A 25384-nucleotide genomic window follows, 5' to 3' on the forward strand; every position below is an offset into this window, starting at 1 on the left:
GCTCGCCGCGTTGGGGGAAGGTTCACATGGCTCAATTCTCAATGGAAATTATGCGCCTAACCGGCTCAGTTCTGCGTGGAAACCAACATACATGAACTCACCGCACGGCTTGGTAGTGCTGGCACATAGGGACTACGACGAGGTAGTTGAGGGAGTTCACCCGGCCAGCATCAGCAACAGCATCGAAACCCCGAAGAACATCGTTGAGCCGCTGGCAGGCGATGACGGCACGGCGTTTAACCTCAACCCTGTAGCCTATAATTCTCACTGGCTCACGCGCCGTTCCCAGGGTGGTTTGGTGCTTGCCGCCTTCGGTCGCATGATCGACGGTGGCGACGATGCGGCACCGCGCTTTATCGCACATAAAGATTCCACGCTTGAGATGAGTATTCATGACACGCCGGACGGCCCGGTGTTCTTCGTCTTCTCATGCCATGAAGAAAACGCTGACATTGTTCATGTTATTCACCCGGCACATAAGGAGGCAGCGTAATGTCCGTCGCCAGCACCCACGGCCCCTTGATTGAAACGGGCGCAATCGACGGTTTCATCTATGAGCTTCTCCGAAATACCGCTCCGGTTGTATACGTCTACCGCGAGGTAAACGGCAAGCTCTACCACAAGGCAACGCAGAAGGGCGGCATGACGGTTGAATGTGTCGCGCGGATGCTAATTTCCGAAATGCCGAAGGCGGCGAAGGGGAGCGCATAATGGCCCTCTCCCCTGAACTGAAAAGCATGGTTTCAGGTGCGCATCGAACTATGGACGATCCCCTCGCCGCAAAGCGCGCCGAGATCCTCACTCGTCAGGCCGACGAAGCCCCGGATTGGGACGAAGCAGAATGCTATGTGAGGGCCCACCTTGTCGCCCTTGGCTTGCGGAAGGCTACGAAGCGCGAGCTTCGTGAAATCCTCATCGACGTGATGGCGAACGGTTTGTAACATCAGCTCGAGCGCACGGCCCGCCAATTACGGCGGGCCGTTTTCACTTTTGGAGCTACGATGGAAAGCAAATACGAAGGCCTCACAGCGAAAGAGGCAGACGACGTGATGATTGGCACCATCGACTTGATAGTTCGCGATGCGACGAACGAAGCTAGGGCGATGACCAACAAAGAGTGAGATGAGCGGAGCCCGTGACAGTTTTTTATGCCTACAAGATTGCGGCTGTCCTCAAAAATTGGGCTGTTGCCTGTATCGCACAGGCCGTCGAACTGAGTATGAATAGTCACTTTGTCATGAGTTCACACATTCTGACCAACGGCTAACGACGGGGGCCAAAAGAAAGGAAGCACGACGCAGCCGAAGATAGATTCCAATACGACAGCATGGAAAATTCGTTGAAATCGTTAGGCTTAAGTGGTGCTGACCAACTAGCGGGACATGGCTCCCGCTAGTGAAGTAGCAATGAACTCAACATCGCCGGCTCAGAACCCAGGGCCCTTGGGGCCCTTGGGGCGCTTGCTTGGATCTATCCAATAAACGCATTCGTCGTAGGTGTCAGGACCGAAAACAACCTTGCCGGTCTCGTCGTTCACGACTTCAAATTCGCCATTGGCCGCGGGTCTTATACTCATTAAGTGCCTCCCTAGAACTAGGTTGCCTTCTAGCCCGATTTAATCAACGGGCACTTACGCAGAACGTTAAAACTGTCGGCGGTTTGAATTTTTCAAACGGCATGAGTTCTTGATGATGCGTTGGGTAGGAATTTAGACGAGCGCTTCACCTGTCAAAAAAAGGGTAGATGCAAAAGAACTTTCGCGTTTGTTTTTCGAGCAATCCGAATTTCAGATCTTCAAAATGCCACGCCAACCTGACTTTTTTAGGTCGAGCGGCTAAAGGCGAAGTGTCATATAATCGATCTATAGCTGCAGGATCGTCGAGCGTTGGGTCGCGGCTAGCGATCTCAGCCTCGCATTGCCTGCTGAAGAGCGTAAGTTGCATATCATGCCCCGACGACATGACTGGGTTCACCATGAACGCCTCGCCAGCTTTCAAGTCTTTTGAAATATAATTTTGGCATATTGAAAAGAACCGCTCATGCTCGTCGGTCCCGAATTCGAACGCGTCATGGTCCGAGATTGAGACTACCCGAAATTCGTCCTTCAACACGTGAGCGAAGACAAGGCGGTCGCTTCTAGCAACCGTGCCGTCACGTGCCTCAGTTCCTATATGGAAATGATGGAGGCCGTTTCTGATAAGCACACCATCCAAGTGTTTGCGCTGATCATCAGGATTGGCACCGGAGAGAACAAGGCCTTTTGTATTCACGAGTTTTGAGAGATGCGGTGTAAGATCCCCACCTGCAGCTGCTTTTTTTAGAAGCGGAAGAATCTCTGATCGTAACGCTGTAAGAGATTGTTCCGTTACGCCTCCTGACCAAAATCTTACCATGCGCGGGCGAGCAGGAACAAAGCGCTGCCGCCACGTAAGGAAATCCAGTATTACTTCACGAACAGGTGCGTCCCAAAGCGCTGCCAATGTTTCTTTGTTATTGGGCACGCGAGGCAAAGAGTCGATCATAGAGGCGCGAAACGCTCGAATGCGCCGCGAATTAGCCGATGTCACTGTCAATAAAGCCGACATGCCGATGCCCAATCAAGGAGTGCATTAACTCAATTTAAACTAGGAAATTGCAGTGGTGTCAAAGCTTGGCTAACCCAAGCTGAAGATAGGAAGGAGTTGGATGCATCAAGCCCGACATAGACCAAGTGTAACAAACACTACAATGTAACACTTAGTGCTTACTAATGAACCTTATGCGTCTGTTTTTGTTATATAAAAAGTCGCTGGCTGGGGCGCCTGGATTCGAACCAGGGTATGACGGCATCAAAGGCCGTTGCCTTACCGCTTGGCGACGCCCCAGCATGGTCGGGCGACCGTGTCGCCGAACCGAGGCCTGATTAGCAAAGCGGAGCCGCCGTCACAATCACTAAGTTTTGCAAGACAGCATATTTTTCTGATGTTCGGGGGGCGCTATGCTACGGCGGAAGGGGAAACGTACTTTGGATCGTTCGGCCTGTGCCGGGCGGGAACTGGCAGAGTGACATGGCAAGCCCCGACTTCGACCGCTCCTTCGATCCCGGCTATGGCCGTGGCGTGCCTGTGGCTCCCGGCGTCGAGCGGCTGACGGTCGAAAATCCGAGCGCCTTCACCTTCCATGGCACCAACAGCTACATCGTCGGCGCCGGCTCGTGCGTGGCGGTCATCGACCCCGGGCCGGACAGTGCTGCCCATTTCGAGACACTGATGGCCGTGCTTGCCGGCCGCACCGTCAGCCATATCCTTGTCAGCCATACTCACCGCGACCACTCGCCGCTGGCACGGCGACTGCAGCAGGAAACGGGCGCGCTTACCGTCGGACAGGGACCGCACCGGGCCGCACGCCCTTTGCATGAGGGTGAAATCAATCCGTTCGCGGAAAGCGCCGACATCGATTTCGTGCCGGATATCGCGGTGGCCGACGACCAGACGATTTTCGGCGACGGCTTTGCGCTGACGGCGCTTTTGACGCCCGGCCACTGCGCCAACCATGCCTGCTTTGCGCTGGAAGGATCCGGCATCGTGTTTTCGGCCGACCACGTCATGGCCTGGGCGACCAGCGTCGTGGCGCCGCCGGATGGGGCGATGGCCGATTACATGGCCTCGCTCGAGCGGCTGCTTGCGCGCGACGACAAGATCTTCTTTCCCGGCCATGGCGGGCCGGTGCGCGAGCCGGCCTCCTTCATGCGCGGCCTGCGCACGCACCGGCGGATGCGCGAAAGGGCGATCCATGAGCGCATCAAGGCCGGCGACCGGCTGATTTCCGACATGGTGCGGGCAATCTACCGCGATACCGATGTTCGCCTGCATGGCGCTGCCGCGCTTTCCGTGCTGGCGCATCTGGAAGATCTGGTGGAAAAGGGAGTGGTCGCGACCGACGGCCCGCCATCGCTGCTCGGCACCTACCGCCCGGCCGCCTGAGGCTCACAGATACTGGCCTGCACAAAAGGGATGACCATGGCGCGCACAAGAGACTTCAGCTATCGCGACGATGCTGCCGTTCCCGATTTCGACGACGGACGGCCGATCATCGTCTTCGACGGCCATTGCGTCTTCTGTTCGGCCTGGGTCCGCTTCGTCCTCAACCAGGACCGCAGGGGTCGCTACCGGTTCATCGCCGCGCAGACGCCGCTCGGCGATGCGCTCTATCGGCATTACGGCCTCGAGACCCGCGACTACGAGACGAACATGCTGATCGAGAACGGTCGGGCCTATCTGAAATCCGATGCGACGCTGCGGGTGCTGGCCGGGCTCGGCCTGCCGTGGTCGCTGGCCGGCGTGGTGCGCATCGTTCCACGCGGATGGCGCGATAGGCTCTATGGCTTCATCGCCCGCCACCGCCTCGATATCGCCGGAAGGCGCGAAAGCTGCTACGTGCCGACGCCGCAGGAGCGGGCGCGGTTTTTGGCGTAACGCTCAGTTGCCGGCGATTCCCAGAAGCTCCGCATCGAGAGCCTTCAGATAGGCCTCGGCCACGCCGGCGCTGACGCCGAGATCATGGGCGCCGTAGCGCGATGCAACGCGGATATCGACCAGCGTCGTCTCAGCTTCCTCATGCAGGCGGATGACCACGTCGAGCGGCAGGCCGATGATTTTCGTCCTTGTCTCGCCCTGCAACGTCACGTCGGTGACGCGCTGGATCAGCGTGGCGATCGGATCCTCCCCTTCCAGCACGCCCTCCGGCCGCTTCATCGGGATGGGGCCGATATCGGGCGCCACGACGATCGGGCCGCCGCGCTGCGGCTTGACCGGCAGGTCGTCGATGGTGGGGTCGCGGATCTCCGTGCCTTCGGCCCTGACGAAGGCGATGCCGCGTTGTCGCGCGACTTTCCGCACCGCCAGCAGCACACGGTCCATCGCCCCCTCGTAGCGCCGGCCCGTCAGTTCCGGATAGGCCATGCCCTGCGCCTCGCGGGTGGCGGGCGTGATCCTTGCGTCTCTTGAAAGCCAGAGTGCATCGACGCGCGGCTGGGCAAGCCAGGCCGGCGGATTGGCAAGATCGGTCGTCACATCGAAAAGCTGTGGACGGGTGACGTATCGTTGCGTCGCAAGCCCAAGCAGCGCCAGCGGGAGCGCGGCATAGACCAGCGCCTTCATTGACGAGACACCGGCAACTGCGCCGGTTTTCCAGAGCTGCGCCAGGCCGATGACAGCCAGAAGCACTGCCACGGCTGCAAGGACTGCCGACACCAGCAGGAAGAGGGCGAGATAGGGCGTGGTCAAGGGCCCGAAGCGATGGTCGAGCAACGTCAGGATGCACAGCACCAGCGCGAAGGCGGCGACCAGTCGCGCCGCTTTTGCAGCACCGGAGATAGGTCGATCGAAACGAATGGTCATCGGGGGCTCATCGGATCGGCGGCCGGAAAGGACAGTATCGAGCCTCTGTTTAGAGCACGGTTTTGGTAAACGAAACGCCTCGCATCGTCACTTCCGTCCCTTGATCGTTGCCTGGGCGGCCGCAAGCCTTGCGATGGGCACACGAAACGGCGAGCAGGAGACATAGTCGAGATCGATCGATTCGCAAAAATGGATCGAGGCGGGATCGCCGCCGTGTTCGCCGCAGATGCCGAGCTTGATGTCGCCCCGGGTGCGCCGGCCGCGCTCCGTGGCAATCTGTATCAGCTCGCCAACCCCATCGAAATCCAGCGAGATGAACGGGTCGCGCTCGATGATCCCCTTGCGCTGATAGGTGGGGATGAAGGCGGCGGCGTCGTCTCGCGACATGCCGAAGGTCGTCTGGGTCAGGTCGTTGGTACCGAAGGAGAAGAACTCGGCAGCCTCGGCGATGACGTGGGCCCTGAGGGCTGCGCGCGGCAATTCGATCATCGTGCCGACGAGATAGTCGATGCTCATGCCCGCCTCGCCCATCACTGCGGCGGCAACCGCATCGATGCACGCCTTGACGTAGTCGAGCTCGGACTTGAGACCGACCAGCGGCACCATGATTTCCGGCACCACCGCAGCCCCGGTCGCGCGCGCCGCTGCGACCGCCGCCTCGAAGATGGCCCGGGCCTGCATCTCGACGATTTCGGGGTGGGAAATCGCCAGCCGGCAGCCGCGATGGCCGAGCATCGGGTTGAATTCATGCAGCGCATCGACCCGCTGGCGCAGGAAGACAGGCGATATGTTCATGGCGGCGGCGACTTCGGCGATCTCGGCATCGGTCTTCGGCAGGAATTCGTGCAGCGGCGGATCGAGCAGGCGGATGGTAACGGGCAGGCCGTGCATGATCGCGAACAGCTCGGTGAAATCGGAGCGTTGCATCGGCAGCAGCTTGTCGAGGGCGGCGCGTCGTCCGGCCTCGTTTTCGGCAAGGATCATCTCGCGCATCACATGGATCCGGTCGCCTTCGAAGAACATGTGCTCGGTGCGGCAAAGGCCTATGCCTTCGGCGCCGAACGCCCGTGCGGCGCGCGCATCGGCCGGCGTGTCGGCATTGGTGCGCACCGTCATGCGACGTGTTCCGTCGGCCCAGGCCATGATGCGGGCGAAATCGCCGGAGAGCGCCGGCTGGGTCATGGGCACCGCGCCCTTAACGACATGGCCGGCCGAACCGTCGATGGTGATGATGTCGCCGCGTCCGAACGACATGCCGGGGGCGATCAGCCGCTCGTTACGGACATCGAGACGGAGATTGCCGGCGCCGACGACGCAAGGGATGCCCATGCCCCGCGCTACCACGGCCGCATGGCTGGTCATGCCGCCGCGCGTGGTGAGGATGCCCTCCGCCGCGTGCATGCCGTGGATGTCCTCCGGACTGGTCTCGACGCGCACGAGGATCACTTTGCGGCCTTCCGCCCTTGCAGCGACCGCTTCATCGGCGGAAAAGACGATGGCGCCGGTGGCAGCGCCGGGCGATGCCGGCAGGCCGTTGCCGATGACTTCGCGATAGACGCGCGGATCGATGGTCGGATGCAACAGCTGGTCGAGCGTCGAGGGATCGATGCGGATAACGGCCTCGTCCTCGCTGATGATTCCCTCCGCGACCATGTCGACGGCGACCTTCATCGCCGCCTGCGTCGTGCGCTTGGCGACGCGGGTCTGCAGCATCCAAAGCTTGCCGCGTTCGACGGTGAATTCGATGTCCTGCATGTCGCGGTAATGGGCCTCGAGCTCGGCGCAGATGCGGCTGAAGCTGGCGAAGGCTGCCGGCATCAGCTTTTCCATCGACGGGCGATCGGAGCCAGAGGCGATGCGGCCAGCCTCGGTGAGGCTCTGCGGCGTGCGGATGCCGGCGACCACGTCCTCGCCTTGCGCCTTGACCAGGAATTCGCCGTAGAGCTCCTTGTCGCCGGTGGACGGATTGCGCGTGAAGGCGACGCCGGTTGCCGATTCGTCGCCGAGATTGCCGAACACCATCGCCTGGATGGTGACGGCGGTGCCCCAGGCTTCCGGAATATTGTGCAGCAACCGATAGGTGGCGGCGCGCGGGTTCATCCAGCTGGCAAAGACGGCGCCGACCGCACCCCAGAGCTGGTCATGCGGATCCTGCGGGAAGGTCTTGCCGAAATCCTCCTCGATGACGGCCTTGTAGCGGACGACCACCGCTTGCCACTCGCCGGCTGTCAGATCGGTATCGAATTCGTGGCCGAGCCGGCCCTTCTCGTCCTCGAGGATTTCTTCGAAAACCTCGTTGTCGATGCCCATGACGACATCGGCATACATCTGGATGAAGCGGCGATAGCTGTCCCAGGCAAAGCGCGGGTCGCTGGAATCGATTGCCAGCGCCTCGACTGCCTCGTCGTTGAGGCCGAGATTGAGCACGGTATCCATCATGCCCGGCATGGAGGCGCGGGCACCGGAGCGCACCGACACCAGCAGCGGACGCTCGGCGCCGCCAAACCGTCGCCCGGCAATCGCCTCCATCTGTGCAAGGCCCGCCATGACCTCGTGCTTCATCTCGTCGGGAAAATTGCGGCCATTGCCGAGGTACAGGCAGCAGGCATCGGCAATGATGGTGAGCCCCGGCGGCACAGGCAGGCCGAGGTTGCACATTTCCGCCAGATTGGCGCCCTTGCCGCCCAGAAGCTCGGGATCGCCGGCCCGGCCTTCCGCCTTGCCGTCGCCGAATGTGTAAACCCACTTTACCATTGCGCACGCCCCTCAAAGGCCAATCGTAATCGATCCCCGAAGAATTGAAAGGCGACAAATACGGCGGAATGTTGCGATGCGATATAAAAGATGGTCGCAGCAGCTTCGGGCACGAGGAAGATAACAGGATGCGGTCCCCGCAAACTGCGCTTACCTCATTCTCAAGCAGTTTTTAGAGCATCGAGATCGCCATTTTCGAGCGCGACCAAGTTCGCTTCGATTTTTTCGACCGGCCAATCCCACCACGCAATATCCAGAAGCGCGCTGATGACTTCTTCGGGGTATCGCATCCGAATGACCGCGGCAGGGTTTCCTCCTACAACGGCGTAAGGTGGAACGTCTCGAACGACCACGGACGCAGCAGCGATGATCGCTCCAGCGCCGATGTGCACACCCGGCATGATAGCAGCATTATGGCCGATCCATACGTCATGCCCGACAACGGTATCCTTCACCGGCAGATCTTTGTATCCGAAGGTCTCGGGGCTAAAGATACGGAATGGATAGGTTGTGAGGCCCGCCATCGGATGGTTGGCTGAACTGGTGATAAAATATGCACCTCTCGCGATCTGGACAAACTTGCCGATGATCAGCTTCTCGCGGACGCTATGCCCGAGGTAGGGAGCAAGTATTTCGGCAGTGTCTTCAGGCTTGCCGGAGTGCGTAAAATAGCTGTACTCGCCGATCTCCATGCGCGGATGGCTGACAACGTTTTTAAGATAGACAGTATCGCGATACAAAGTTCCGTCAGGCAGAGTGATGGGATTGATTGCATTCGCATCGAGAAGAGGCATATGGACACCGTTCAGTACGAGGCAAGCGCGGTAGGAGCAGCTATGTTATTTTCCACGACCGAGGAAATCCATCGCGCCACCGAAATGCTTTCATCAATAATCTGAATAGCGATCCTACAGCGTCGCCAGACGCAGTCCGCACCGACAAACCGCCCCGCTCCGCGACAAAATCTCGAGCACGCCCGAACGAAATGGCGTCCGCAGGGTTAACTGGTGCTATCAACGCACGAGGAAAACCCAATGAAGTCCATTATAGTGACCGGATTAGCCATCGCCGCATTGACGACATCGGCCTTTGCCCAGACGGCTTCGCCGCAGCCGACGCCGCCTGCCCCTCCGGCAGCACAGGAAAAGATGGCGCCACCGCCGCATTCCGCAGTGCCGGAAGTCATGAGCGACGCCAACGATGCTCCACCGCCGCCCATGCCGGGTCGCGATGCGCCGCCGCCACCGCCGCCCGGCCCTCGCGAGATGGGCCGCGATATGGGTATGGGCGGGCACCACCGTCCGCCACCGCCACCGTCGAAGGCCGCACATTTCCGCATCGAGGACGGTCGGACGAAGATCGATGTCAAATGCGCGGACGACGAACCGACCAAGGTCTGCTCGGATACGCTGATGCAGATCATCGAAAAGATGAGCGGCTCGTCTGACCGATCCAACGACGACCAGTACTAAGCGAAAGCACCCGGCTTGCTCCAGGGCGGGCCCAGAAGCATCGGAACACTGTCGGCCCAGCCGGCGGTGTTCTTTTTTGGCGTCGACCTCTCAGCCCACCATGGGTACCTTGTCGGTCGAGTTGAACGGCGCTTTTGGGGCGAATGCCCGGCTATGTAGGCAGTGAAGATTGTTTCGCCTCAGCCCTGTGCACCGGCATCGCTTCATCATCCACGTTCGCGGGCGATGCAGCGTCGAGGCAAATTACAGTCCCAGCGACTCCTGCCACTTCTCGGGGACATGTGCCTGGGCGGTGCCGCGCTGGGTCTGTTTTGCAGCATAAAGGGCGACGTCGGCGCGTTGCACCAGATCGCTGCGGCTGGTGACCGTGTCGTCCAGCCAGCATATCCCGATACTGCCGGATATGTGCAGCAGCCCCTTCCCCTTGGTGACGGTGTGCCTCAGGTCGGAAAGTAAACGCGAGAGCAGGTTTTCGAAGTCGGTGACATCGGCCGGGTCCGAAACGACGACGACGAACTCGTCGCCGCCAAGCCGCGCGACAAAGCAGCGGGAGAGATACGGCGCTTTTAGCCGCTCGCCGATGAGACGCAGAAGGTCGTCTCCGGCAAGGTGGCCACACTGATCGTTGATCGCCTTGAAACCATCGAGGTCGATCAGCAGCAGTGCCAGAGTTTCATTGTGCGCCCGCGCATGATCCAGCCGCTCGTCGAGAACGAGGTTGAATTGCGCCCTGTTTGCCAGTTGGGTCAGATCGTCAGTTCCGGCGATGCGGCGGAGCGACTGCTCCATATGGTATCGAGCCGTGACGTCCTGAAAGACGCCGATCAGTGCCACCGGTGTGCCATCGCGGATCTCGACTTCACCGAGGCATCGCACCCTGCGGGCATTGGCTTTTGCCGTGATGAAGTCGGTCTCGACTTCGAAGGGTTCGCCTGTCTGGAGTGCCCGCTCGATAGCGGCAGACACGGTTTCGCGGGCATGTGGCGGATAAAAATCCAATGCCTTTTCAAGCGGCGGCATCTGGCCCACCGGCAACTCGTGAATGGCGAAAACCTGGTCGGACCACTCTGCCCGATTTTTGCCGAGCACCAGCCGCCATGAGCCGATGTTGGCCATGCGCTCGGCCTGTTTGAGCTGTCTTTGCTCGCGGTAGAGACTGCGGACGAGGCCTTCGCTTTCATCGGCAATCTGCGCGGTGAACAGTGCGGTCAGTCGTGCATCGATGATCGATTCCACCAGATGCGCAATATCTGCGATGGAAGCCAGTTCTTCCGCACTGAGGACACGCGTCTTTTCGTCGACGACGCACACGGTGCCGATCGCTACGGACACATCGCTGCCGTAGGAGATTTTAGCGCGTATCGGCACGCCGGCATAAAAACGAATGTGAGGCGCACCTTTCACAAGCGGATGTTCTGAGAAACGCGGATCAACACTGGCATCCGGCACGATCAACGGCTCTTCCAGCGCGACCGCAGTCGAGCAGAACGAATGTTCGCGCGGTGTATCGGCAAACTGTACACCGGCACTTGCCTTGAACAACAGGCGATCGGAGCCGACGAGAGAAAGCAGGGCGACGCTGCAGCCGAGGGTGCGTCGCGCCATCGAGACCAGCACATCGAAGTCACGTTCGGCCACAGGATCCAGCAAACCCAGCATCTCCAGCGTTTCGAGCCTGAGCCGCTCGGAGTCGAGCCTTCCTTCCTCTTTTGGTTTAACGCAATGATTTTTCATGCAAAAACACTATCCGTGAATAGTTACGAAAACACTTATATTCTCATTGCTTATCCGCAAGGATCACGACAGGAACGGATGATTACGGGACAAGTTTCAGTTGCCGGATGGCCATTGTCACCTTTCCGGCTTGCGGCCCGACCGGACGGCTACGATGTTTTCGGCATGGACGGCTTCATAGGGCGCGAAGTACAGGATTGCGCCAGTTGCGACATCATCCGCGACAAAGCTTGCAAGATCATGATCCGGAACCGTTTTCCCGGCCGCGATGTCGCTCATCGCGACGAGATATCGGCGGTTGGCATCAATCAGCGTGGGCTCGTAGCCACCGTCGGCGATGCGCCCCAAGGCTCCGTGATTGGGCAGAATGCGCTTGATCGGCCATTTGCGCATGCGCGCGAGTTCGCGGATGTGGTTGGCAATATTCTGCGGCTCGGAGATGTAGGTCACCGTGTCTTCCAGCGTATCGCCGGCGAGCAATATGCCCTCATCCGGCAACCAGAGGACATTGCCGTCGGCGCTATGGATGTCGAAATGATGAAGTTCAATGCGACGCTTGCCGACCGCCAGCTCGAGTTTCGTCTCAAAAAGACGGGTGGGCATGACCACAGGCGCAATGGGTGGATCGCCGTTCTCCAGCTTTTCGCGATTGGCCGCCATCGCATCAGCAGTACCCTTCAGTGCAACGATCTCGCAATCGGCAAACGCGGCGTTACCGGCGATATGGTCGGTGTGCCAATGGCTGAGCACGACGCGGATCGACCGTGCACCCAGCGCCTCCAGATGGTCGCGGATCGCTGCAGCGTGGGCCAGCGACATGTGGGTATCGTAGACCAGCGCCTCGGCCCCGTCGATGATGGCATAGGAGGCAATCCCCAGCGAATAAGCCCCGTCGTCCAGCCAGTTCGGCCTGTCCGAATGAAGCCGCCTGCCCTCGATCCGTCCGTCGTAATAGGCAAAAATGCCGGGATAGGGTTCGACAACGCGGAGCGACGCAGTGAAATCAGACATCGGGTTCCTCCGGTGGTGGGTTCCGCTTTGCAGCGCGAGTGCGACTTCGAACGGCCAGCTAACTTTATCGATCACCGCACCATAAAAAAGCCTCCCAGAACGGCGTACCGCTACTGCGAGGCTTTTGCGACCGGTCAGGGGAAACCGGTTGTTTTGAAGCAGAGGTCAACTGCTGGACAGATAACGGTCCAGCGGGAAAACGGTTCCATCTCACTTAAAAGCCCAACAATCAGTGAGATCGACTCCGAGCCAGATACGAACGTTAACTATCAGAGAGCACACCATCCCGTTACCAGAATGGACGCTTCCGCGCCGACCGCGTGGCGCGCTGCAGCCTTGACGGCGACCATTTCGAAAATGACGGCGACCGACTGCGGGCGCTGTGGATTGCCGGCTGGACACCCCATCGGGAGTTATGACTGCTCGTTGCATCGGTCTTGCGGACTGTTGTCTCGGTGGTCTCGCCGGGCCATCCGCCGTGATGGCAATGCAACCAGACCTCCGGCTCACGCGCTTTCGCGCAGCCGTTCCGCGGTTTGAAGATCGACGGAGACGAGTTGGGAGACGCCTTGTTCGGCCATGGTGACGCCGAAGAGGCGGTCCATGCGGGCCATGGTGATGGGATTGTGGGTGATGACGACGAAGCGGGTGTCTGTCGAGGCGGACATCTCGTCCATCAGGTTGCAGTAGCGCTCGACATTGTGGTCGTCGAGCGGCGCGTCGACCTCGTCGAGCACGCAGATCGGTGCGGGGTTCGTCAGGAACACGGCGAAGATCAGTGCCATCGCGGTCAGTGCCTGCTCGCCGCCCGAGAGCAGCGTCATGGTCTGCGGCTTCTTGCCGGGCGGGCGGGCGAGGATTTCGAGGCCGGCCTCGAGAGGATCGTCGGATTCGATAAGCTGCAGCTCGGCCGTGCCGCCGCCGAAGAGATGGGTGAACAGCCGCTGGAATTGGACATTGACGATATCAAAGGCGGCGATCAGCCGTTCGCGGCCTTCGCGGTTGAGGCTCTGGATGGCGCCGCGCAGCTTGCGGATGGCGTCGATGATATCGTCGCGCTCCTTGATGAGCGCCGCCAGCTTGTCGCTGAGCTCCTTGCTCTCTTCCTCGGCCCGCAGGTTGACGGCGCCCAGCCTCTCGCGCTCGATCTTCAGCCGGTCCAGCTCGCGTTCGACTTCGCGCAGGTCCGCCTCGCCTCCGGTTGGGTTGCCGGCGATGCGCAGCGCCTCGTGCGGGGCAACGTTGAGGGCCTCGCGGATGCGGGCTTCGCTTTCCAGCCGCCTTTCGCGGGCAGACATCAGCCGTTCCTCGGCCCGGCCACGCCGCTCCCGGCTTTCGGCAAGCTCGGAGAGCGCCGTTGTCGCCTGCTTGTCGGCCTCGCGCTGGACAATGTCCGCCTCCGCCAGGCGGTCGGCAGCCCCACGCCTGACTTCCTCCATCTTCTGCAATTCGCTCATCAGCGCCCGGCGCTTGTCGTCGAACTCATCGGGCGCAAGCTCCAGTTCGGCGGCTTCCTCGCGGGCCTCAGATTCGCGGTCGCGCAGCGTCTGGATGTGGCCGTCGGCGCTCGCCACGCGCTGGCGCCACGTCTCGCGCTCCTGGCCGATGGCCATAAGCCGGCGCTGGCGGGCCTCATTCTCGCGGTTGAGGCCTTCGTAGCGGGCACGCGCCTCGGCCAGCACGCCACGGTCAGTCGCAACAGTGGCCTGCTGGTCGCGCAATTGCGCGTCGATGACGGTGAGGTCTGGTGCATCCTCGATCTCGATCCGGGCATTCTCGTCCTGGATCGCCAGATCCTCGATCTGCGCCGTCAGCTGGCTTACGGCCTCATTGAGAACGTCGCGACGACGAATGAGATCGCCAGAAGCGCGCTCTGCTGCCGCCAATGCCTCACGGGCATCGGAAAGCTGACGCGCCAGGATACGGCCGCGTTCCCGAGCTTCAGCCAGGCGACGCTCTTCCGCGCGGATGGCGTCGGCTGCAGCCGCCAGCAGCGCCTCGGCTTCCGCCAGGATCTCGGCGGCGAGCTCGACTTCCGCCTGCAGCTCGGCAAGCCTGTTTCGCTGGGCGAGCCTCAGGGCTGCTGCGCTCGGCGCATCGGCGCCGGTGATGTGGCCGTCCCAGCGGAAAACAGCGCCTTCGCGGGTGACTAGCCGCTGGCCGGGCTTCAAGACCGCCATCAGCCGCACGGCATCGCCGCCGGCGACGAGGCCGATCTGCCGGAGCCGGCGTTTCAGGGCCGATGGTGCGCCGACATGGGCGGTGAGCGGAGTTGCGCCTTCAGGTAGGTCAGGATCGTTGGAGCCATCGCCGTTGTCCGACCAGTGGGCAGGCGCGCCTGGATCGAGCGGCGTATCGAGGTCGTCTCCGAGCGCTGCCCCCAGCGCTGTCTCGAAGCCGCGATCGACGCTGATATCGTCGGCAACCGGCGGAAAGCCCCCGGCAGCGCCGCCGCCGTCGAGCATGCGGGCAATGGTGCGGGCCTCGGTTTCGAGAGCGTTGAGGCGGGTGCGGGCCTGCTCCACCGGAGGGCGGGCCATGGCCTCGGTGCCGCGGGCTTTTGCCAGCGCCGCCTCTACAGATTGGGCGGCAGTTTCGGCATCCTCGACACCGATTTCGGCGGCTTCGACCTGCTCGCGTCGGTCGACCGGATCCGGCAGACTTGCCATCTTCTCAGCGATAGATGCAAGTTCGCCGTTTGCCTCGGCCATCTGCCGCTCAAGTCGCATCTTGCGGTCGCCGAGATCGCGGATGGCGCGCTCCAGCTGGTTGCGGACGGCGGCAGCCTCGGCGCGCTCCGCCGTCAGCCGGGCGAACAGCCCTTCGCTTTCGGCAAGCGTCGTGGCTGCGGCCTCGAATGCGGTGCGGCTCTCCTCCGAAAACCGGCCGGAATCGGCGAGCATGTCCAAAAGCTCCGCCTCTTCGGCATCGAGGCGTTCAAGGATGGCGGCATTGTCGACCACCAGCTGTTCCTCGCGCTTGATGTCTTCGCCGAGCTGGGCCAGCCTGCGCATCAGTTCGTCGCGACGGCGCAGGATGCGGCCTACGTCTTCCTCCAGCTGGGTGCGGGCGATTTGCAGACGCTGCAGACCGGCGGCGGCTTTGGCCTCGGCCTCGCGCAGCTCCGGCATTTTCAGACCGGCGACGGCCTGCGCCTTTGCCGCTTCCATCTGGGCCTGCGCCTTTTCCACCACGACGACCGTCGCCTGGTTCAGGGCGCTCTCGCCCTCGCCCTCGGCCTGCTTGGCCTGCACCCATCGAATATGCAGTAGCAGCGCCTCGCGAGCGCGGATGTCGGCCGACAGCATCTTGAAGCGGTTGGCCTGGCGGGCCTGACGCTTCAGGCTCTCGATCTGGCTATCGAGCTGGGTGGTGACGTCGTCTAGCCGTTCGAGATTGGTTTCGGCAGCGCGCAGGCGGAGCTCCGCTTCGTGGCGGCGGGAATGGAGCCCGGAAATGCCGGCAGCTTCCTCGAGCAGCTGGCGGCGTGCCTGGGGCTTGGCCTGGATCAATTCGCCGATGCGCCCCTGGCCGACCATCGACGGCGAGCGGGCGCCGGTCGAGGCATCGGCGAACAGCAGCTGCACATCCTTGGCTCGGGCTTCCTTGCCGTTGATCCGGTAGACGGAGCCCTGCTCGCGCTCGATGCGGCGGGTGATCTGGATTTCATCGCTGTCGTTGAAGGCGGCGGGTGCGGTGCGGTCGGAATTGTCGAGATAGAGCGCCACTTCTGCCGTGTTGCGTGCCGGACGATGGCCAGAGCCGGAGAAGATCACGTCGTCCATGCCTGACGCGCGCATATTCTTGTAGGAATTCTCGCCCATCACCCAGCGAAGGGCTTCGACGAGATTGGATTTGCCGCAGCCGTTCGGCCCGACAACGCCCGTCAAGCCGCCCTCGATGACGAATTCCGAGGGTTCGACGAAGGACTTGAAGCCGACGAGACGGAGCTTGTTGAATTTCATTGCGAGGTCGGGGTGGTGTACCCGCCTCTGTCAGCTCGAGTGGCATGTCGCCCGTAAGGCGTTCGCATCTGCGAGATGTGCGGGAAGGCTGGCGCGCCTGGTCTCGATTGGACATGAAAGGGTGCCACCCTCTCCTCCCTCATTCCTGTGCTCGTCACAGGAATCCAGTGCGCCCAAGTCCTTGGGCGCGAGAGGTCGTTTTTCGATTGCAGGAGAGTCTTCTCAAGGCGCAGACGCGCCTTGGCTGGATTCCTGTGACAAGCACAGGAATGAGGGGAGGAAACAGCGCAGCGCGACGTGAACGGCACCTTGCCGACACTTTGCCATAGGCTGCCGACGCGCCTCGAGAACGGTTCCCCTGGGAGATACATGACGGGCGCAGGACTGCCTCCGCTGCCCGTCATTGAAACGTGGCGCGGGTCAGAGCATGCTGTCGATGATGGCCGACATTGAATCAACCGACATATCCCCGGAGTAACGCTTCCCGTTGATCAGGAAGGTGGGAGTGCCGTTGACGCCGAACGTGACGCCGCGAGCCCGCACGGCGTTTATATCATCCACAAGTGCACCGTTGTTCAAGCAGGCTTCGAAGCTGTCTTGTGTAAAACCGGCGATTTTGGAGATTTGAAGCAGCGAAGCGCGAACATCGGTGACCGCGGGACCGGCCCACTGCATCTGCTGCTTCATGAATGTCTCGAGCAGCGGCACGGATGGGCCGTTCGGGGCGCAGCGTACCAGCATGAAAGCGGCATAGGCTGCCGGATCCTGATCCTGGCTGGCAATCGGGAATTCGCGGATGATGAAGTAGACCTTGCCGGTGTCGATATACTTGGTCTTGATCGGATCGAAAGTGGTGGCTGCGAAATGGGCGCAATGCGGGCAGGTCGTCGACATGTATTCGATGATCTTGACCTTGGCATTCGGGTCGCCCACCGCCATGTCGGGCGACTTGCCAGGCTGCAGCGCCTGCGCCATGTCGACCGTGCCTTCAGGGGTCGGCGCGGTTGCGGCAACCGCAGTGCCGGCACCGGTCGCGGCCAGCGCCATTGCGAATGCGCCGAGGGCAGCACCGCCGAGAAGATGGCGTTTGGTCAGAAGCATGTCAGACATCGGCATATATCACCCGTGTTAAGAGAAAATCGTCTGTTGATATCTGCGATATAACGGCTCCGTGCCGCGAACAAGGCAGGGGACAGGAACTTTCTTCAAAGAATTGTGACCGGTGGGACGAATACGCGTTTGCTGTGGGAGGATTATTTTAGGCCATGCAGTCCGACGAATGTTCCCGGACCGACTTTTGCCACGGCCCTATGATCGTTCCTTTCGATCAGCGGCGATAGACGTCCTTCCGATTGCCAATGCGGACGACCAATATCCGAACGGTGCCGTCGTCTATGTCGGCAATGATGCGATAGTCTCCAACACGATACTTCCAGAAGTTTCCAAGTTCCGATCCGCGAAGCGCCTCCCCTATCGACCGGGGGTCCTCGAGGCTGGCGACACGCGTGTGAAGGAAACGGAGTATCCTTTTCACGCTCTCATGATCGAGCTTTTCAAGATCGCGTTCCGCCGGCCGCTGAAACTCAATCCTCCACGCCATGGCGCGCCATCAACTCAGCGAGAGAAATGCTATCACTGTCGCCTCTACGGAATTCTTCGAGCCTCTGCTCGGCGACGTAGAGGTCTTCCAGATCGTCCAAGTGTTCCAATATCGCTTGACGCGCATAGAAGCTCTTGCTCCGCCCGGTGCGTTTGGCGAGCTCATCTAGTCTTGCTTCAATGTCAGGAGGCAAACGCAGGGCAAGCATGGACATATCTCCCGGTGCTATACGTGTATAGCACCTGTATCTGCAGACGAAAAGCTTCCAAATTATTTGCCGGCACTGCGCTTACCCAGCACAGCCGTCCCGAGCCTCTGGACGGCGGCTCGCAGCTTGTCGCTTTCGATGCCCTCCATCATCCCCTCGAGCTTCACCGCGGCGGCGCCTTTCAGCGGCAGCGGCGCGCGCGAGCGCTTGGCGTGCTGGGAGACCGGCTTCTGGACGATGCGGATCTGGTGCACGGCGGCAAAGCCGAAGAAGCCGTTGATGCGCTGGAGCAACTCGCCCTGGGCGTGGGTGAGGAACAGGGCGCGGGCCCCTTCGCACGCGATGGTCAGCACGCCGGGCTGGTAGCCGCCCTCGCCCGGACCGTTACGCTTGGCCCAGGCGATCTTTTCCGGGCGGGTGCAATCGGCAAAATCGGCGCCGACGATATCGTCCCAGGAGCCGAGCAAGGCGGTGCTGATGCCGGCCCGGCGCGCCAGTACCGGATCGATGAGGCCATTCGCCACTTCGGAGATCTGCTTGGCGCCTTTGCGGGGATAACTCATCGACAGCACGCCTCGGGGGTCATTGTTTGGCGCTGCGGACCTTGATCCGCCGACGCAGCTCGGCCAAGTATAGGCCATATCTCCCTGATGCGGCAAATGATGACCTTGAAACAGCTTACGCTTCCGTCCGCCGCAGTGCTGCTTGCCTGGTACGACCGGCATCACCGCGACCTGCCCTGGCGTGTCTCGCCCTCGATGGCCGCCAGCGGAATTCTGCCCGATCCCTATCATATCTGGCTGTCCGAGGTGATGCTGCAGCAGACGACAGTCGCGGCAGTGAAGGCCTATTTCGCCAAGTTCGTCAGTCGCTGGCCGACAGTGGGCGATCTCGCGGCCGCTCCTGTCGACGACGTCATGGCTGCATGGGCAGGCCTCGGATACTACGCCCGGGCTCGCAATCTGAAAAAATGCGCCGATGCCGTGGCCGGGGAGCATGGCGGCCGCTTTCCTGATACAGAAGAGGGATTGCGTGCCCTGCCGGGCATCGGCGACTATACTTCGGCAGCCGTTGCCGCCATCGCCTTCGACCGGCAGGCGGCAGTCATGGACGGAAATGTCGAGCGCGTCATCTCCAGGCTCTATGCCATCTCCACACCCTTGCCGGCGGCAAAACCGCTGATGAAGCAGAAGGTGGTGGCGCTGACGCCAGCGGTCAGGCCCGGCGACTTCGCACAGGCGATGATGGATCTCGGTGCGACGATCTGCACGCCGAAGCGGCCGGCCTGTGCGCTCTGTCCGTTCAATGGCAGCTGCGAGGCTCTTGCGCTGCATGACCCGGAGCATTTTCCGGTGAAGGCGGCGAAAAAGACAAAGCCGGTGCGCCAGGGTGCGGCCTTCGTTGCGGTCAACGATGCCGGCGAAATCCTCCTGCGACGGCGGATCGACAGCGGCCTGCTCGGCGGCATGACGGAGGTGCCGACAACAGCGTGGACGGCGCGGATCGACGGCGACATGACTGTGGATGCCGCACCCTTCGCTGCCGAGTGGCAGGCCTGCGGCACCGTCGTGCACGTCTTCACGCATTTCGAGCTGCGGCTGTCGATTTTCCGCGCTTCCGTCGGCGCCAGATCCAAAAGCAATGACGGATGGTGGGAGCCGGTTATAAATCTTGACGCACAGGCCTTGCCGACCGTCATGAAAAAAGCGATCGCCCAGGCTATTCCCCGTGCTTTCGATTAGCGCATGAGAGGTTTCGATGACGCCCCAGATACAGCATATTGTTTTCGACATCGGCAAGGTCCTGATCCACTACGATCCGAACCTCCCCTTCGCCCGTGTCATTCCCGATGAGGCGGAGCGCAACTGGTTCTTTGCCAATGTCTGCACCCACGAATGGAACATCGAGCAGGACCGGGGCCGCACGTGGCAGGAGGCGGAGGACCTGCTGATCGCCGAACATCCCGAGCGCGCCGAGCAGATCCGCGCCTTTCGCAAGCACTGGCACGAGATGGTGCCGCACCACTACGAAGACAGTGTCGCGATCATGGAGAAACTGATTGCCGAGGGCCGCGATGTGACGCTGCTCACCAACTTCGCCTCCGACACCTTTCGCGAGGCTCAGGAGCGGTTTCCGTTCCTCACCAAGACACGCGGCGTCACGGTGTCGGGCGACATCAAGCTCATCAAGCCGGACGTGGCGATCTACGAGACCCATGCGAAGAGCTTCGGCCTCGATCCGGCATCGACAATCTTCATCGACGATTCGCTTGCCAACGTCGAAGGTGCGAGGGCTGCCGGCTGGAACGCGGTCCATTTCACCGGCGCGGACAAGCTGCGCGCCGATCTTGCAACATTTGGCATCGAGGTTTGAGACCATGCAATTCGATCCGGCAGAACGCATCGAACTCTTCCATGAAGCCGTCAACGGCATGGATTATGCGGCCATGGAGCGGTTTTTCGCGCCCGAAGCCACCTATGTCTCGAACGGCGTCGGCAGCCTTGTTGGCCGCGAGGCGGTGCTTGCGGCAATCCGCCAATATTTCGAGACCTATCCGGATCAGGTGGGCGTCAACAGCCTCGTCGAAACGCTGACGCCGCTGTCCGGCCGCGCCGTCTGGTCGGTGCGGGCGACCCACGCGGTGACTGGCAAGCCGCTGGTGCGCGAAGGCGAGGAAACGATCACCTTCAACGAGGACGGCCAGGTGGTCAGCGTCGCAGTGACTGATTATCAGGCGTTCTGAACAACAGGCTGAAATGCAGGACGCCCAGGGCTCGTCACCCTGGGCGTCTTCGCGCCGCCTGCCGCAACTGGAGGTACAATCGGCAGGCGGTGAGCGTGGGATCCAGCGAGGCCGTCAGGCTTCGGCTTTCGCCAGATCGGCGCGGATGATGGAGCGGAGTTCGTCGATCGGGCGCAGGGATTTCCCGTCGTCGAAATGCCAGAAGGTCCATCCGTTGCAGGCGTCGAGACCCTGGACTTTGGCGCCGAGGCGATGGATCGAGCCGGCGTCGCCGCCGGATGCAACCGTGCCGTCGGCGCGCACGATGGCGCTGTAGCGGCGACGGCTATCGGTCAGCACCTGGCCGGGGCGGATCATGCCGTTCTCGACCAGCACGTTGAAGGCGACGCGCACCTCCTGCTTCTTGCCGGTCATGACGACGAGTTCCGCCTTGCCGAGCGTATCGACGGCAGCGATGCGGGCGGCAGCGTGGTCGATATATTCCTGCTCGCGCTCGATGCCGACGAAGTGGCGGCCGAGACGCTTGGCGACGGCGCCTGTGGTGCCTGTGCCGAAGAACGGGTCGAGGATGATGTCGCCGGGCTTCGACGAGGCCATGATGACACGGGCCAGCAGCGCTTCCGGCTTCTGGGTCGGATGGGCCTTCTTTCCGTCCTCACCCTTCAGCCGCTCGCCACCACTGCAGATCGGGAACAGCCAGTCGGAGCGCATCTGCACGTCGTCGTTCGAGGCCTTCAGGGCATCGTAGTTGAAGGTATAGCCCTTGGCCTTGGCGCTCGGGCTCGCCCAGATCATCGTCTCATGGGCATTCTGGAAGCGACGACCCTTGAAGTTCGGCATGGGGTTGGTCTTGCGCCAGACGATGTCGTTGAGGATCCAGAAATTGAGATCCTGCATCATCGAGCCGACGCGGAAAATGTTGTGGTATGAGCCGATGACCCAGAGGGTGCCGGTCGGCTTCAGAACGCGGCGGCAGGCGAGCAGCCACGCGCGGGTAAACGCGTCATAGGCCTCGAACGAGGCAAACTGGTCCCATTCGTCATCGACCGCATCGACCAGCGACTGGTCGGGACGGTGAAGCGCGCCGCCAAGCTGGAGGTTATAGGGCGGGTCGGCAAAGATCACGTCGACGGAATGGGTGGGCAGTGCCTCCAACGCGGCGACGCAGTCGCCCTTGATGATCGTGTCGATCCAGGACCCCGGCCTCTCGGAGATCTTGAGGTCGGCAAGCGGGAAAACTGACGCCATGGGATACTCGCTCTTACGCTTACGCATTACGCTTTAACTGTCCGGTATGGTTACCTAAGTTGGTTACCAAACCCTGAAGCGCGGACCGATTTGGGAATTTATTTCGGCGTGGCACGGGATCTGCTTATTTGCTATGATGCCGCCATGACCCGAGATGAGGCCATCGAAGCGTTAAAACAGCAGGCTGATGCGCTGAAGGCGCTCGGCGCGACCTCGCTTTTCCTGTTCGGCTCGGTGGCCCGCAACGAGGCCGGCCCGACGAGCGATCTCGATGTGTTTATTGATTATGACAGGACAAAGAAATTCTCGTTGATCAATCTTGCCAGCATAAAGCTTCTTCTTGAGGACGCGCTACCTACCGACGTCGATGTTACCACGCGCAACAGTCTGCATCACAAGTTGAAAGACAGAATAGAAAGTTCAGCAATACGGATATTTTAGATGGCCAGAGATATTCAACTTATTTTCGATGATATACTTGGAATGATAGATTTTATTGAAGAGACTGTGGCGGGAAGAAGCCGTGAGAAGGTCATGATGGACCTCCTCACCGAGCTCGGTCTGCAAAGGGCAATAGAAATTGTCTCGGAGGCAAGCCGTCATATCCCTGAAGATCTCAAGAGGCTCACACCTGAGATCGAGTGGCAAGCGATCCGAGCGATTGGAAATATCTTGAGGCACGAATATCATCGTATCGCCGACGAGATTATATGGGATACAATTATCGGCGACGTCGCAGGCCTGAGGAGTGCAATCCATAAGATGAGAGCACAAACAAAAGCTGCGTAGAATCCCTACCAACTCGTAGTTTCCACCCCATCACTCCTCTCGCGGCTATCTTCCGGCACCTCGGCTCGATCCTTCATCCCGTAATCACGCACGACGTGGGCGACGCGCAGGCGATAGTCGGCGAAGATGTCGTTGCGGCCGGCCTTTTGGGCGGCACGGTGGACTTCGAGGTTTCGCCAGGTCTTGACCGCCTCCTCGTCGCGCCAGAAGGACAGCGACAGGAGTTTGCCGCGCATCGTCAGGCTTTCGAAGCGCTCGATCGAGAGGAAACCGTCGATCTTCTCGAGTTCCTCCCTGAGTTCGCCGGCAAGATCGAGATAGGTGTGGCGTTCGCCGAGATAGGGCAGGACTTCGAAGATGACGGCGATCATGGCTGCACCTTTGCCGCGTGCGGCAGCGATACGTTCTTCAGGAATATCCTGTCCTCCTTCAGGATGAAGCGCTCGCGCCTGGCGAAGGCATAGTTTTCCCGGCCGATAGGGTCTGCGGCCAGCCTGGTGCGGTAAGCCTCATAGACGGCGAGATTTTCGATGGAATAGACACCGTAGGCTGTCGTTGCCGAGCCCTCGTGCGGTCCGAAATAGCCGATGAGATCGCCGCCGCAGCGCGGAATTGCCTGGCCCCAGTTGCGGGCATATTCGGCAAATGCCTCGCCGCTGAAGGGGTCGATTTCGTAGCGGATGAAACAGGTGATCATGGTGACGCTCCTTTTCTGCCTCGTCGTTTTGCCATGTTGCGAAACGACAATGCTTCGGCTACGGTCGAAGTATGAAAGAAGGACCGGACATTGCCCAGATCGGCGCGCTCATCGGCGATCCCGCGCGCGCCAACATGCTGACCGCGCTAATGGGCGGCAAGGCGCTGACGGCAACCGAGCTTGCGGCAGCGGGCGGGATTACCGTCCAGACGGCAAGCTCGCATCTGGCAAAGCTGGAAGCAGGACGGCTGCTCGCCCAGCAGAAGCAGGGTCGCCATCGCTATTTCACACTGGCCGACGACAGCGTCGGCAAATTGCTGGAAAGCATCATGGGATTTGCGGCCGGTCGCGGGCATCTGCGCCATCAGCCGGGGCCGAAGGAACCGGCGCTGCGAAAGGCACGTATCTGCTACGATCATCTGGCCGGCGACTACGGTGTGCGGATGCTCGACAGCCTGATCGCCAGCGGATCGATCGATACGCTCGGCGACGGATTGTCGTTGACAGCGACGGGTGAAACTCGCCTCCGAGATATCGGCATCGATGCGTCGTTGCTCAAGGCATCGCGGCGGCCGGTTTGCCGCTCGTGCCTCGACTGGAGCGAACGGCGGGCGCATCTGGCCGGCAGCCTCGGCAAGGCGTTGTTGAGCCGATTTCTCGACGAAGGCTGGGCGCGTCGCGCGGAGGGCAGCCGCTCGATCCTGTTTTCTGCCGCCGGAGAGCGGCAGTTTCTCAAACACTTCCCCGTGGATCAACTGGCGGGATCGACGAGTATTCCGGAATAGCAGCCGGAGGCGATGCGGCTGCACAGCCCGTCCCACTCGCAACCGCTACAGGCCTGCCGTATCGTGCCCTCTGCAAAAGCCGTCCGAAGGGCGGCAAGCAGCGCGGCATCGGGCAGCAGCGTCGATCCGGCCCCGACCTTGCGACCCAGCAGCGCCGAGATGGACGCGGCTGCTGCGTTATCCCGGATATCCACGCTGGCAAGGAGGCAGTGGGCATCCGGGCCATCCAAAAGGGGCGCGCAGATGTCGTCCGGGCCGAAGACGAGCAGGATGTCCTCGCCTTCCGTCAACCGCCGCGCGATGCTGCGGTAGTTCTCGGTGAAGGCCGGATCGTAGCCCTCACCGATAAAGGTCAGCATGCACAGCAGGTGATGGAGCCGAAGCCTGACCGTCAACGCGCGCCAGTCTCGCTGCTCCGATTGCCGATGCCCATCAGGATCGCCGCAGCAAGGGCAGATTTGAGCACGCCGCCGAGGATAAAGGGCGCCACGCCGAACAACCAGCCCTTCTCCGCGCCCATCAGCACTGCCAACCATGCGCCGCCGATGGCAAGGCCGAGGAAATTGGCCATGAGATGGGCGAGGAAGCTGCGGACGTAGCGGGCGCCGGTCCAGCCTTTTTCAGCAAACCAACCGGCCAAAGCCACGATGATCGGAAACGAGACGAGATAACCGGCTGTCGGCCCGAAGAACGGCGCAAGTCCGCCAGCACCGCCGGCGAGCACGGGAAGACCGACGGCGGCTTGCCCGAGCCAGGCAAGTACCGTGATGACGCCCAGGCGCCAACCGTACAGCGCGCCGATCATGGTGATGGCAAAGGTCTGCATGGTGATCGGCACCGGCACCATCGGCACCGAGAGGCGCGATGCGAGGGCGAGGACCATCGTGCCTGCCAAGACGAAAAGCGCCTGCATCGGGCGCGACTGACTGCCAAGCCGCAGTGGATCGAAAATCGAGATGGGGTGGGATTGGGACATGATTGCTCCATATTATAGATAATT

29 protein-coding genes and 1 tRNA gene are annotated in these 25384 nt (G+C 61.2%); 12 read left to right on the forward strand and 18 right to left on the reverse strand.

Features of this window, described 5'->3' with window-relative positions:
* Window positions 1–91 precede the first annotated feature (91 nt).
* The 3 genes from J5278_RS14850 to J5278_RS14860 are packed head-to-tail and all read left to right on the forward strand — an operon-like array spanning window position 92 to window position 941.
* The gene (locus J5278_RS14850; RefSeq protein WP_219258282.1) at window positions 92–493 is read left to right on the forward strand and encodes a hypothetical protein; all 402 of its coding nucleotides are present in this window, start codon (window positions 92–94) and stop codon (window positions 491–493) included.
* Entirely contained in the window at window positions 493–711 is a 219-nt protein-coding gene (locus tag J5278_RS14855) for a hypothetical protein (protein WP_209183056.1), read from the forward strand. The genes J5278_RS14850 and J5278_RS14855 overlap by 1 nt, the downstream gene beginning before the upstream one ends.
* Window positions 711–941 (forward strand): hypothetical protein, encoded by a 231-nt coding sequence (locus J5278_RS14860; RefSeq protein WP_209183055.1) that lies wholly within the window; start codon window positions 711–713, stop codon window positions 939–941. The genes J5278_RS14855 and J5278_RS14860 overlap by 1 nt, the downstream gene beginning before the upstream one ends.
* Before the next feature lie 485 nt (window positions 942–1426).
* Here the strand turns inward: J5278_RS14860 and J5278_RS14865 are convergent, their stop codons facing one another.
* The 3 genes from J5278_RS14865 to J5278_RS14875 all read right to left on the reverse strand — a co-directional run bounded on the left by J5278_RS14865 (window position 1427) and on the right by J5278_RS14875 (window position 2864).
* Complete coding sequence (locus J5278_RS14865) at window positions 1427–1576, reverse strand: hypothetical protein (protein ID WP_219258283.1); 150 nt, start codon at window positions 1574–1576, stop codon at window positions 1427–1429.
* 145 nt (window positions 1577–1721) lie between these two features.
* Window positions 1722–2585, reverse strand: a complete 864-nt coding sequence (locus J5278_RS14870) for a hypothetical protein (protein ID WP_209183054.1) — start codon at window positions 2583–2585, stop codon at window positions 1722–1724.
* A gap of 204 nt (window positions 2586–2789) precedes the next feature.
* Window positions 2790–2864, reverse strand: a tRNA-Gln gene (locus tag J5278_RS14875).
* A gap of 183 nt (window positions 2865–3047) precedes the next feature.
* On the opposite strand from J5278_RS14875, the gene J5278_RS14880 reads away from it, so the two are divergent.
* Window positions 3048–3962 carry an MBL fold metallo-hydrolase gene (locus tag J5278_RS14880; RefSeq protein WP_209187351.1) on the forward strand — a complete coding sequence of 305 codons (915 nt, stop codon included), beginning with the start codon at window positions 3048–3050 and terminating at the stop codon, window positions 3960–3962.
* A 30-nt stretch (window positions 3963–3992) separates the two neighbouring features.
* Window positions 3993–4454, forward strand: a complete 462-nt coding sequence (locus J5278_RS14885; RefSeq protein ID WP_209183052.1) for a thiol-disulfide oxidoreductase DCC family protein — start codon at window positions 3993–3995, stop codon at window positions 4452–4454.
* Window positions 4455–4457: 3 nt separating this feature from the next.
* On the opposite strand, the gene J5278_RS14890 is transcribed toward J5278_RS14885, so the two are convergent.
* From J5278_RS14890 to J5278_RS14900, 3 genes are all read right to left on the reverse strand, one after another.
* Window positions 4458–5378, reverse strand: coding sequence for a DUF1499 domain-containing protein (locus tag J5278_RS14890; protein ID WP_209183051.1), 921 nt, complete (start codon window positions 5376–5378; stop codon window positions 4458–4460).
* Window positions 5379–5465: 87 nt separating this feature from the next.
* Window positions 5466–8132, reverse strand: a complete 2667-nt coding sequence (ppdK, locus tag J5278_RS14895; protein ID WP_209183050.1) for a pyruvate, phosphate dikinase — start codon at window positions 8130–8132, stop codon at window positions 5466–5468.
* A gap of 161 nt (window positions 8133–8293) precedes the next feature.
* Window positions 8294–8926 (reverse strand): CatB-related O-acetyltransferase, encoded by a 633-nt coding sequence (locus tag J5278_RS14900; RefSeq protein WP_142824241.1) that lies wholly within the window; start codon window positions 8924–8926, stop codon window positions 8294–8296.
* A gap of 240 nt (window positions 8927–9166) precedes the next feature.
* Here J5278_RS14900 and J5278_RS14905 point away from each other — a divergent pair, with 240 nt between their 5' ends.
* Window positions 9167–9604 (forward strand): hypothetical protein, encoded by a 438-nt coding sequence (locus J5278_RS14905; RefSeq protein ID WP_209183049.1) that lies wholly within the window; start codon window positions 9167–9169, stop codon window positions 9602–9604.
* A gap of 243 nt (window positions 9605–9847) precedes the next feature.
* On the opposite strand, the gene J5278_RS14910 is transcribed toward J5278_RS14905, so the two are convergent.
* The 7 genes from J5278_RS14910 to J5278_RS14940 all read right to left on the reverse strand — a co-directional run bounded on the left by J5278_RS14910 (window position 9848) and on the right by J5278_RS14940 (window position 18685).
* Window positions 9848–11338 (reverse strand): diguanylate cyclase domain-containing protein, encoded by a 1491-nt coding sequence (locus J5278_RS14910; protein ID WP_209183048.1) that lies wholly within the window; start codon window positions 11336–11338, stop codon window positions 9848–9850.
* Window positions 11339–11455: 117 nt separating this feature from the next.
* Window positions 11456–12349: an MBL fold metallo-hydrolase gene (locus J5278_RS14915; RefSeq protein ID WP_209183047.1), complete on the reverse strand. Its 894-nt coding sequence runs from the start codon at window positions 12347–12349 to the stop codon at window positions 11456–11458.
* A gap of 506 nt (window positions 12350–12855) precedes the next feature.
* Window positions 12856–16314, reverse strand: a complete 3459-nt coding sequence (locus J5278_RS14920; protein WP_209183046.1) for a chromosome segregation SMC family protein — start codon at window positions 16312–16314, stop codon at window positions 12856–12858.
* Window positions 16315–16734: 420 nt separating this feature from the next.
* A complete protein-coding gene (locus J5278_RS14925) occupies window positions 16735–17430 on the reverse strand; it encodes a DsbA family protein (protein ID WP_209183045.1) in 696 nt (231 codons plus the stop codon).
* Window positions 17431–17641: 211 nt separating this feature from the next.
* Window positions 17642–17914, reverse strand: coding sequence for a type II toxin-antitoxin system RelE/ParE family toxin (locus J5278_RS14930; RefSeq protein ID WP_209183044.1), 273 nt, complete (start codon window positions 17912–17914; stop codon window positions 17642–17644).
* Entirely contained in the window at window positions 17898–18122 is a 225-nt protein-coding gene (locus tag J5278_RS14935; RefSeq protein ID WP_209187348.1) for a DUF6290 family protein, read from the reverse strand. Before J5278_RS14935 ends, J5278_RS14930 begins: the two co-directional genes overlap by 17 nt.
* Before the next feature lie 62 nt (window positions 18123–18184).
* Window positions 18185–18685, reverse strand: coding sequence for a DUF721 domain-containing protein (locus tag J5278_RS14940; RefSeq protein WP_209183042.1), 501 nt, complete (start codon window positions 18683–18685; stop codon window positions 18185–18187).
* Between the two features lie 96 nt (window positions 18686–18781).
* Between J5278_RS14940 and mutY the strand changes: the two genes are divergently transcribed.
* From mutY to J5278_RS14955, 3 genes are read left to right on the forward strand one after another with little or no spacing between them, the layout of a single operon-like run.
* Window positions 18782–19864 carry an A/G-specific adenine glycosylase gene (mutY, locus tag J5278_RS14945; RefSeq protein ID WP_374108238.1) on the forward strand — a complete coding sequence of 361 codons (1083 nt, stop codon included), beginning with the start codon at window positions 18782–18784 and terminating at the stop codon, window positions 19862–19864.
* A 16-nt stretch (window positions 19865–19880) separates the two neighbouring features.
* Entirely contained in the window at window positions 19881–20495 is a 615-nt protein-coding gene (locus J5278_RS14950) for an HAD family phosphatase (protein ID WP_209183041.1), read from the forward strand.
* A 4-nt stretch (window positions 20496–20499) separates the two neighbouring features.
* Window positions 20500–20865: a nuclear transport factor 2 family protein gene (locus tag J5278_RS14955; protein ID WP_111217840.1), complete on the forward strand. Its 366-nt coding sequence runs from the start codon at window positions 20500–20502 to the stop codon at window positions 20863–20865.
* Window positions 20866–20979: 114 nt separating this feature from the next.
* On the opposite strand, the gene J5278_RS14960 is transcribed toward J5278_RS14955, so the two are convergent.
* Entirely contained in the window at window positions 20980–22113 is a 1134-nt protein-coding gene (locus J5278_RS14960; RefSeq protein ID WP_209183040.1) for a site-specific DNA-methyltransferase, read from the reverse strand.
* Between the two features lie 144 nt (window positions 22114–22257).
* Between J5278_RS14960 and J5278_RS14965 the strand changes: the two genes are divergently transcribed.
* Complete coding sequence (locus J5278_RS14965) at window positions 22258–22554, forward strand: nucleotidyltransferase family protein (RefSeq protein WP_142824229.1); 297 nt, start codon at window positions 22258–22260, stop codon at window positions 22552–22554.
* On the forward strand, window positions 22555–22902 hold the full coding sequence (locus tag J5278_RS14970) for a DUF86 domain-containing protein (RefSeq protein ID WP_209183039.1): 348 nt from the start codon (window positions 22555–22557) through the stop codon (window positions 22900–22902).
* Between the two features lie 5 nt (window positions 22903–22907).
* Here J5278_RS14970 and J5278_RS14975 read toward each other — a convergent pair whose 3' ends face one another.
* Both J5278_RS14975 and J5278_RS14980 read right to left on the reverse strand, forming a co-directional pair.
* Complete coding sequence (locus J5278_RS14975; protein WP_209183038.1) at window positions 22908–23273, reverse strand: antibiotic biosynthesis monooxygenase; 366 nt, start codon at window positions 23271–23273, stop codon at window positions 22908–22910.
* Window positions 23270–23599, reverse strand: coding sequence for an NIPSNAP family protein (locus J5278_RS14980; RefSeq protein WP_209183037.1), 330 nt, complete (start codon window positions 23597–23599; stop codon window positions 23270–23272). The genes J5278_RS14975 and J5278_RS14980 overlap by 4 nt, the downstream gene beginning before the upstream one ends.
* Before the next feature lie 71 nt (window positions 23600–23670).
* Here J5278_RS14980 and J5278_RS14985 point away from each other — a divergent pair, with 71 nt between their 5' ends.
* Entirely contained in the window at window positions 23671–24384 is a 714-nt protein-coding gene (locus J5278_RS14985; RefSeq protein ID WP_209183036.1) for a helix-turn-helix transcriptional regulator, read from the forward strand.
* On the opposite strand, the gene J5278_RS14990 is transcribed toward J5278_RS14985, so the two are convergent.
* Both J5278_RS14990 and J5278_RS14995 read right to left on the reverse strand, forming a co-directional pair.
* The gene (locus tag J5278_RS14990; protein ID WP_209183035.1) at window positions 24351–24779 is read right to left on the reverse strand and encodes a DUF1284 domain-containing protein; all 429 of its coding nucleotides are present in this window, start codon (window positions 24777–24779) and stop codon (window positions 24351–24353) included. The genes J5278_RS14985 and J5278_RS14990 overlap by 34 nt on opposite strands.
* The gene (locus J5278_RS14995) at window positions 24776–25360 is read right to left on the reverse strand and encodes a biotin transporter BioY (RefSeq protein ID WP_209183034.1); all 585 of its coding nucleotides are present in this window, start codon (window positions 25358–25360) and stop codon (window positions 24776–24778) included. The genes J5278_RS14990 and J5278_RS14995 overlap by 4 nt, the downstream gene beginning before the upstream one ends.
* Window positions 25361–25384 lie beyond the last annotated feature (24 nt).

It is taken from the genome of Rhizobium sp. B21/90, from assembly GCF_019355815.1.
GTDB lineage: Bacteria > Pseudomonadota > Alphaproteobacteria > Rhizobiales > Rhizobiaceae > Rhizobium > Rhizobium rhododendri.

What these genes read in the sequence shown, in the direction of transcription:
- J5278_RS14850 (WP_219258282.1), top strand. Translation starts at nt 92, where the DNA reads ATGAACTCACCGCACGGCTTGGTAGTGCTGGCACATAGGGACTACGAC.
- J5278_RS14855 (WP_209183056.1), top strand. Translation starts at nt 493, where the DNA reads ATGTCCGTCGCCAGCACCCACGGCCCCTTGATTGAAACGGGCGCAATC.
- J5278_RS14860 (WP_209183055.1), top strand. Translation starts at nt 711, where the DNA reads ATGGCCCTCTCCCCTGAACTGAAAAGCATGGTTTCAGGTGCGCATCGA.
- J5278_RS14865 (WP_219258283.1), bottom strand. Translation starts at nt 1,576, where the DNA reads ATGAGTATAAGACCCGCGGCCAATGGCGAATTTGAAGTCGTGAACGAC.
- J5278_RS14870 (WP_209183054.1), bottom strand. Translation starts at nt 2,585, where the DNA reads ATGTCGGCTTTATTGACAGTGACATCGGCTAATTCGCGGCGCATTCGA.
- J5278_RS14880 (WP_209187351.1), top strand. Translation starts at nt 3,048, where the DNA reads ATGGCAAGCCCCGACTTCGACCGCTCCTTCGATCCCGGCTATGGCCGT.
- J5278_RS14885 (WP_209183052.1), top strand. Translation starts at nt 3,993, where the DNA reads ATGACCATGGCGCGCACAAGAGACTTCAGCTATCGCGACGATGCTGCC.
- J5278_RS14890 (WP_209183051.1), bottom strand. Translation starts at nt 5,378, where the DNA reads ATGACCATTCGTTTCGATCGACCTATCTCCGGTGCTGCAAAAGCGGCG.
- ppdK (WP_209183050.1), bottom strand. Translation starts at nt 8,132, where the DNA reads ATGGTAAAGTGGGTTTACACATTCGGCGACGGCAAGGCGGAAGGCCGG.
- J5278_RS14900 (WP_142824241.1), bottom strand. Translation starts at nt 8,926, where the DNA reads ATGCCTCTTCTCGATGCGAATGCAATCAATCCCATCACTCTGCCTGAC.
- J5278_RS14905 (WP_209183049.1), top strand. Translation starts at nt 9,167, where the DNA reads ATGAAGTCCATTATAGTGACCGGATTAGCCATCGCCGCATTGACGACA.
- J5278_RS14910 (WP_209183048.1), bottom strand. Translation starts at nt 11,338, where the DNA reads ATGAAAAATCATTGCGTTAAACCAAAAGAGGAAGGAAGGCTCGACTCC.
- J5278_RS14915 (WP_209183047.1), bottom strand. Translation starts at nt 12,349, where the DNA reads ATGTCTGATTTCACTGCGTCGCTCCGCGTTGTCGAACCCTATCCCGGC.
- J5278_RS14920 (WP_209183046.1), bottom strand. Translation starts at nt 16,314, where the DNA reads ATGAAATTCAACAAGCTCCGTCTCGTCGGCTTCAAGTCCTTCGTCGAA.
- J5278_RS14925 (WP_209183045.1), bottom strand. Translation starts at nt 17,430, where the DNA reads ATGCCGATGTCTGACATGCTTCTGACCAAACGCCATCTTCTCGGCGGT.
- J5278_RS14930 (WP_209183044.1), bottom strand. Translation starts at nt 17,914, where the DNA reads ATGGCGTGGAGGATTGAGTTTCAGCGGCCGGCGGAACGCGATCTTGAA.
- J5278_RS14935 (WP_209187348.1), bottom strand. Translation starts at nt 18,122, where the DNA reads ATGCTTGCCCTGCGTTTGCCTCCTGACATTGAAGCAAGACTAGATGAG.
- J5278_RS14940 (WP_209183042.1), bottom strand. Translation starts at nt 18,685, where the DNA reads ATGAGTTATCCCCGCAAAGGCGCCAAGCAGATCTCCGAAGTGGCGAAT.
- mutY (WP_374108238.1), top strand. Translation starts at nt 18,782, where the DNA reads ATGATGACCTTGAAACAGCTTACGCTTCCGTCCGCCGCAGTGCTGCTT.
- J5278_RS14950 (WP_209183041.1), top strand. Translation starts at nt 19,881, where the DNA reads ATGACGCCCCAGATACAGCATATTGTTTTCGACATCGGCAAGGTCCTG.
- J5278_RS14955 (WP_111217840.1), top strand. Translation starts at nt 20,500, where the DNA reads ATGCAATTCGATCCGGCAGAACGCATCGAACTCTTCCATGAAGCCGTC.
- J5278_RS14960 (WP_209183040.1), bottom strand. Translation starts at nt 22,113, where the DNA reads ATGGCGTCAGTTTTCCCGCTTGCCGACCTCAAGATCTCCGAGAGGCCG.
- J5278_RS14965 (WP_142824229.1), top strand. Translation starts at nt 22,258, where the DNA reads ATGACCCGAGATGAGGCCATCGAAGCGTTAAAACAGCAGGCTGATGCG.
- J5278_RS14970 (WP_209183039.1), top strand. Translation starts at nt 22,555, where the DNA reads ATGGCCAGAGATATTCAACTTATTTTCGATGATATACTTGGAATGATA.
- J5278_RS14975 (WP_209183038.1), bottom strand. Translation starts at nt 23,273, where the DNA reads ATGATCGCCGTCATCTTCGAAGTCCTGCCCTATCTCGGCGAACGCCAC.
- J5278_RS14980 (WP_209183037.1), bottom strand. Translation starts at nt 23,599, where the DNA reads ATGATCACCTGTTTCATCCGCTACGAAATCGACCCCTTCAGCGGCGAG.
- J5278_RS14985 (WP_209183036.1), top strand. Translation starts at nt 23,671, where the DNA reads ATGAAAGAAGGACCGGACATTGCCCAGATCGGCGCGCTCATCGGCGAT.
- J5278_RS14995 (WP_209183034.1), bottom strand. Translation starts at nt 25,360, where the DNA reads ATGTCCCAATCCCACCCCATCTCGATTTTCGATCCACTGCGGCTTGGC.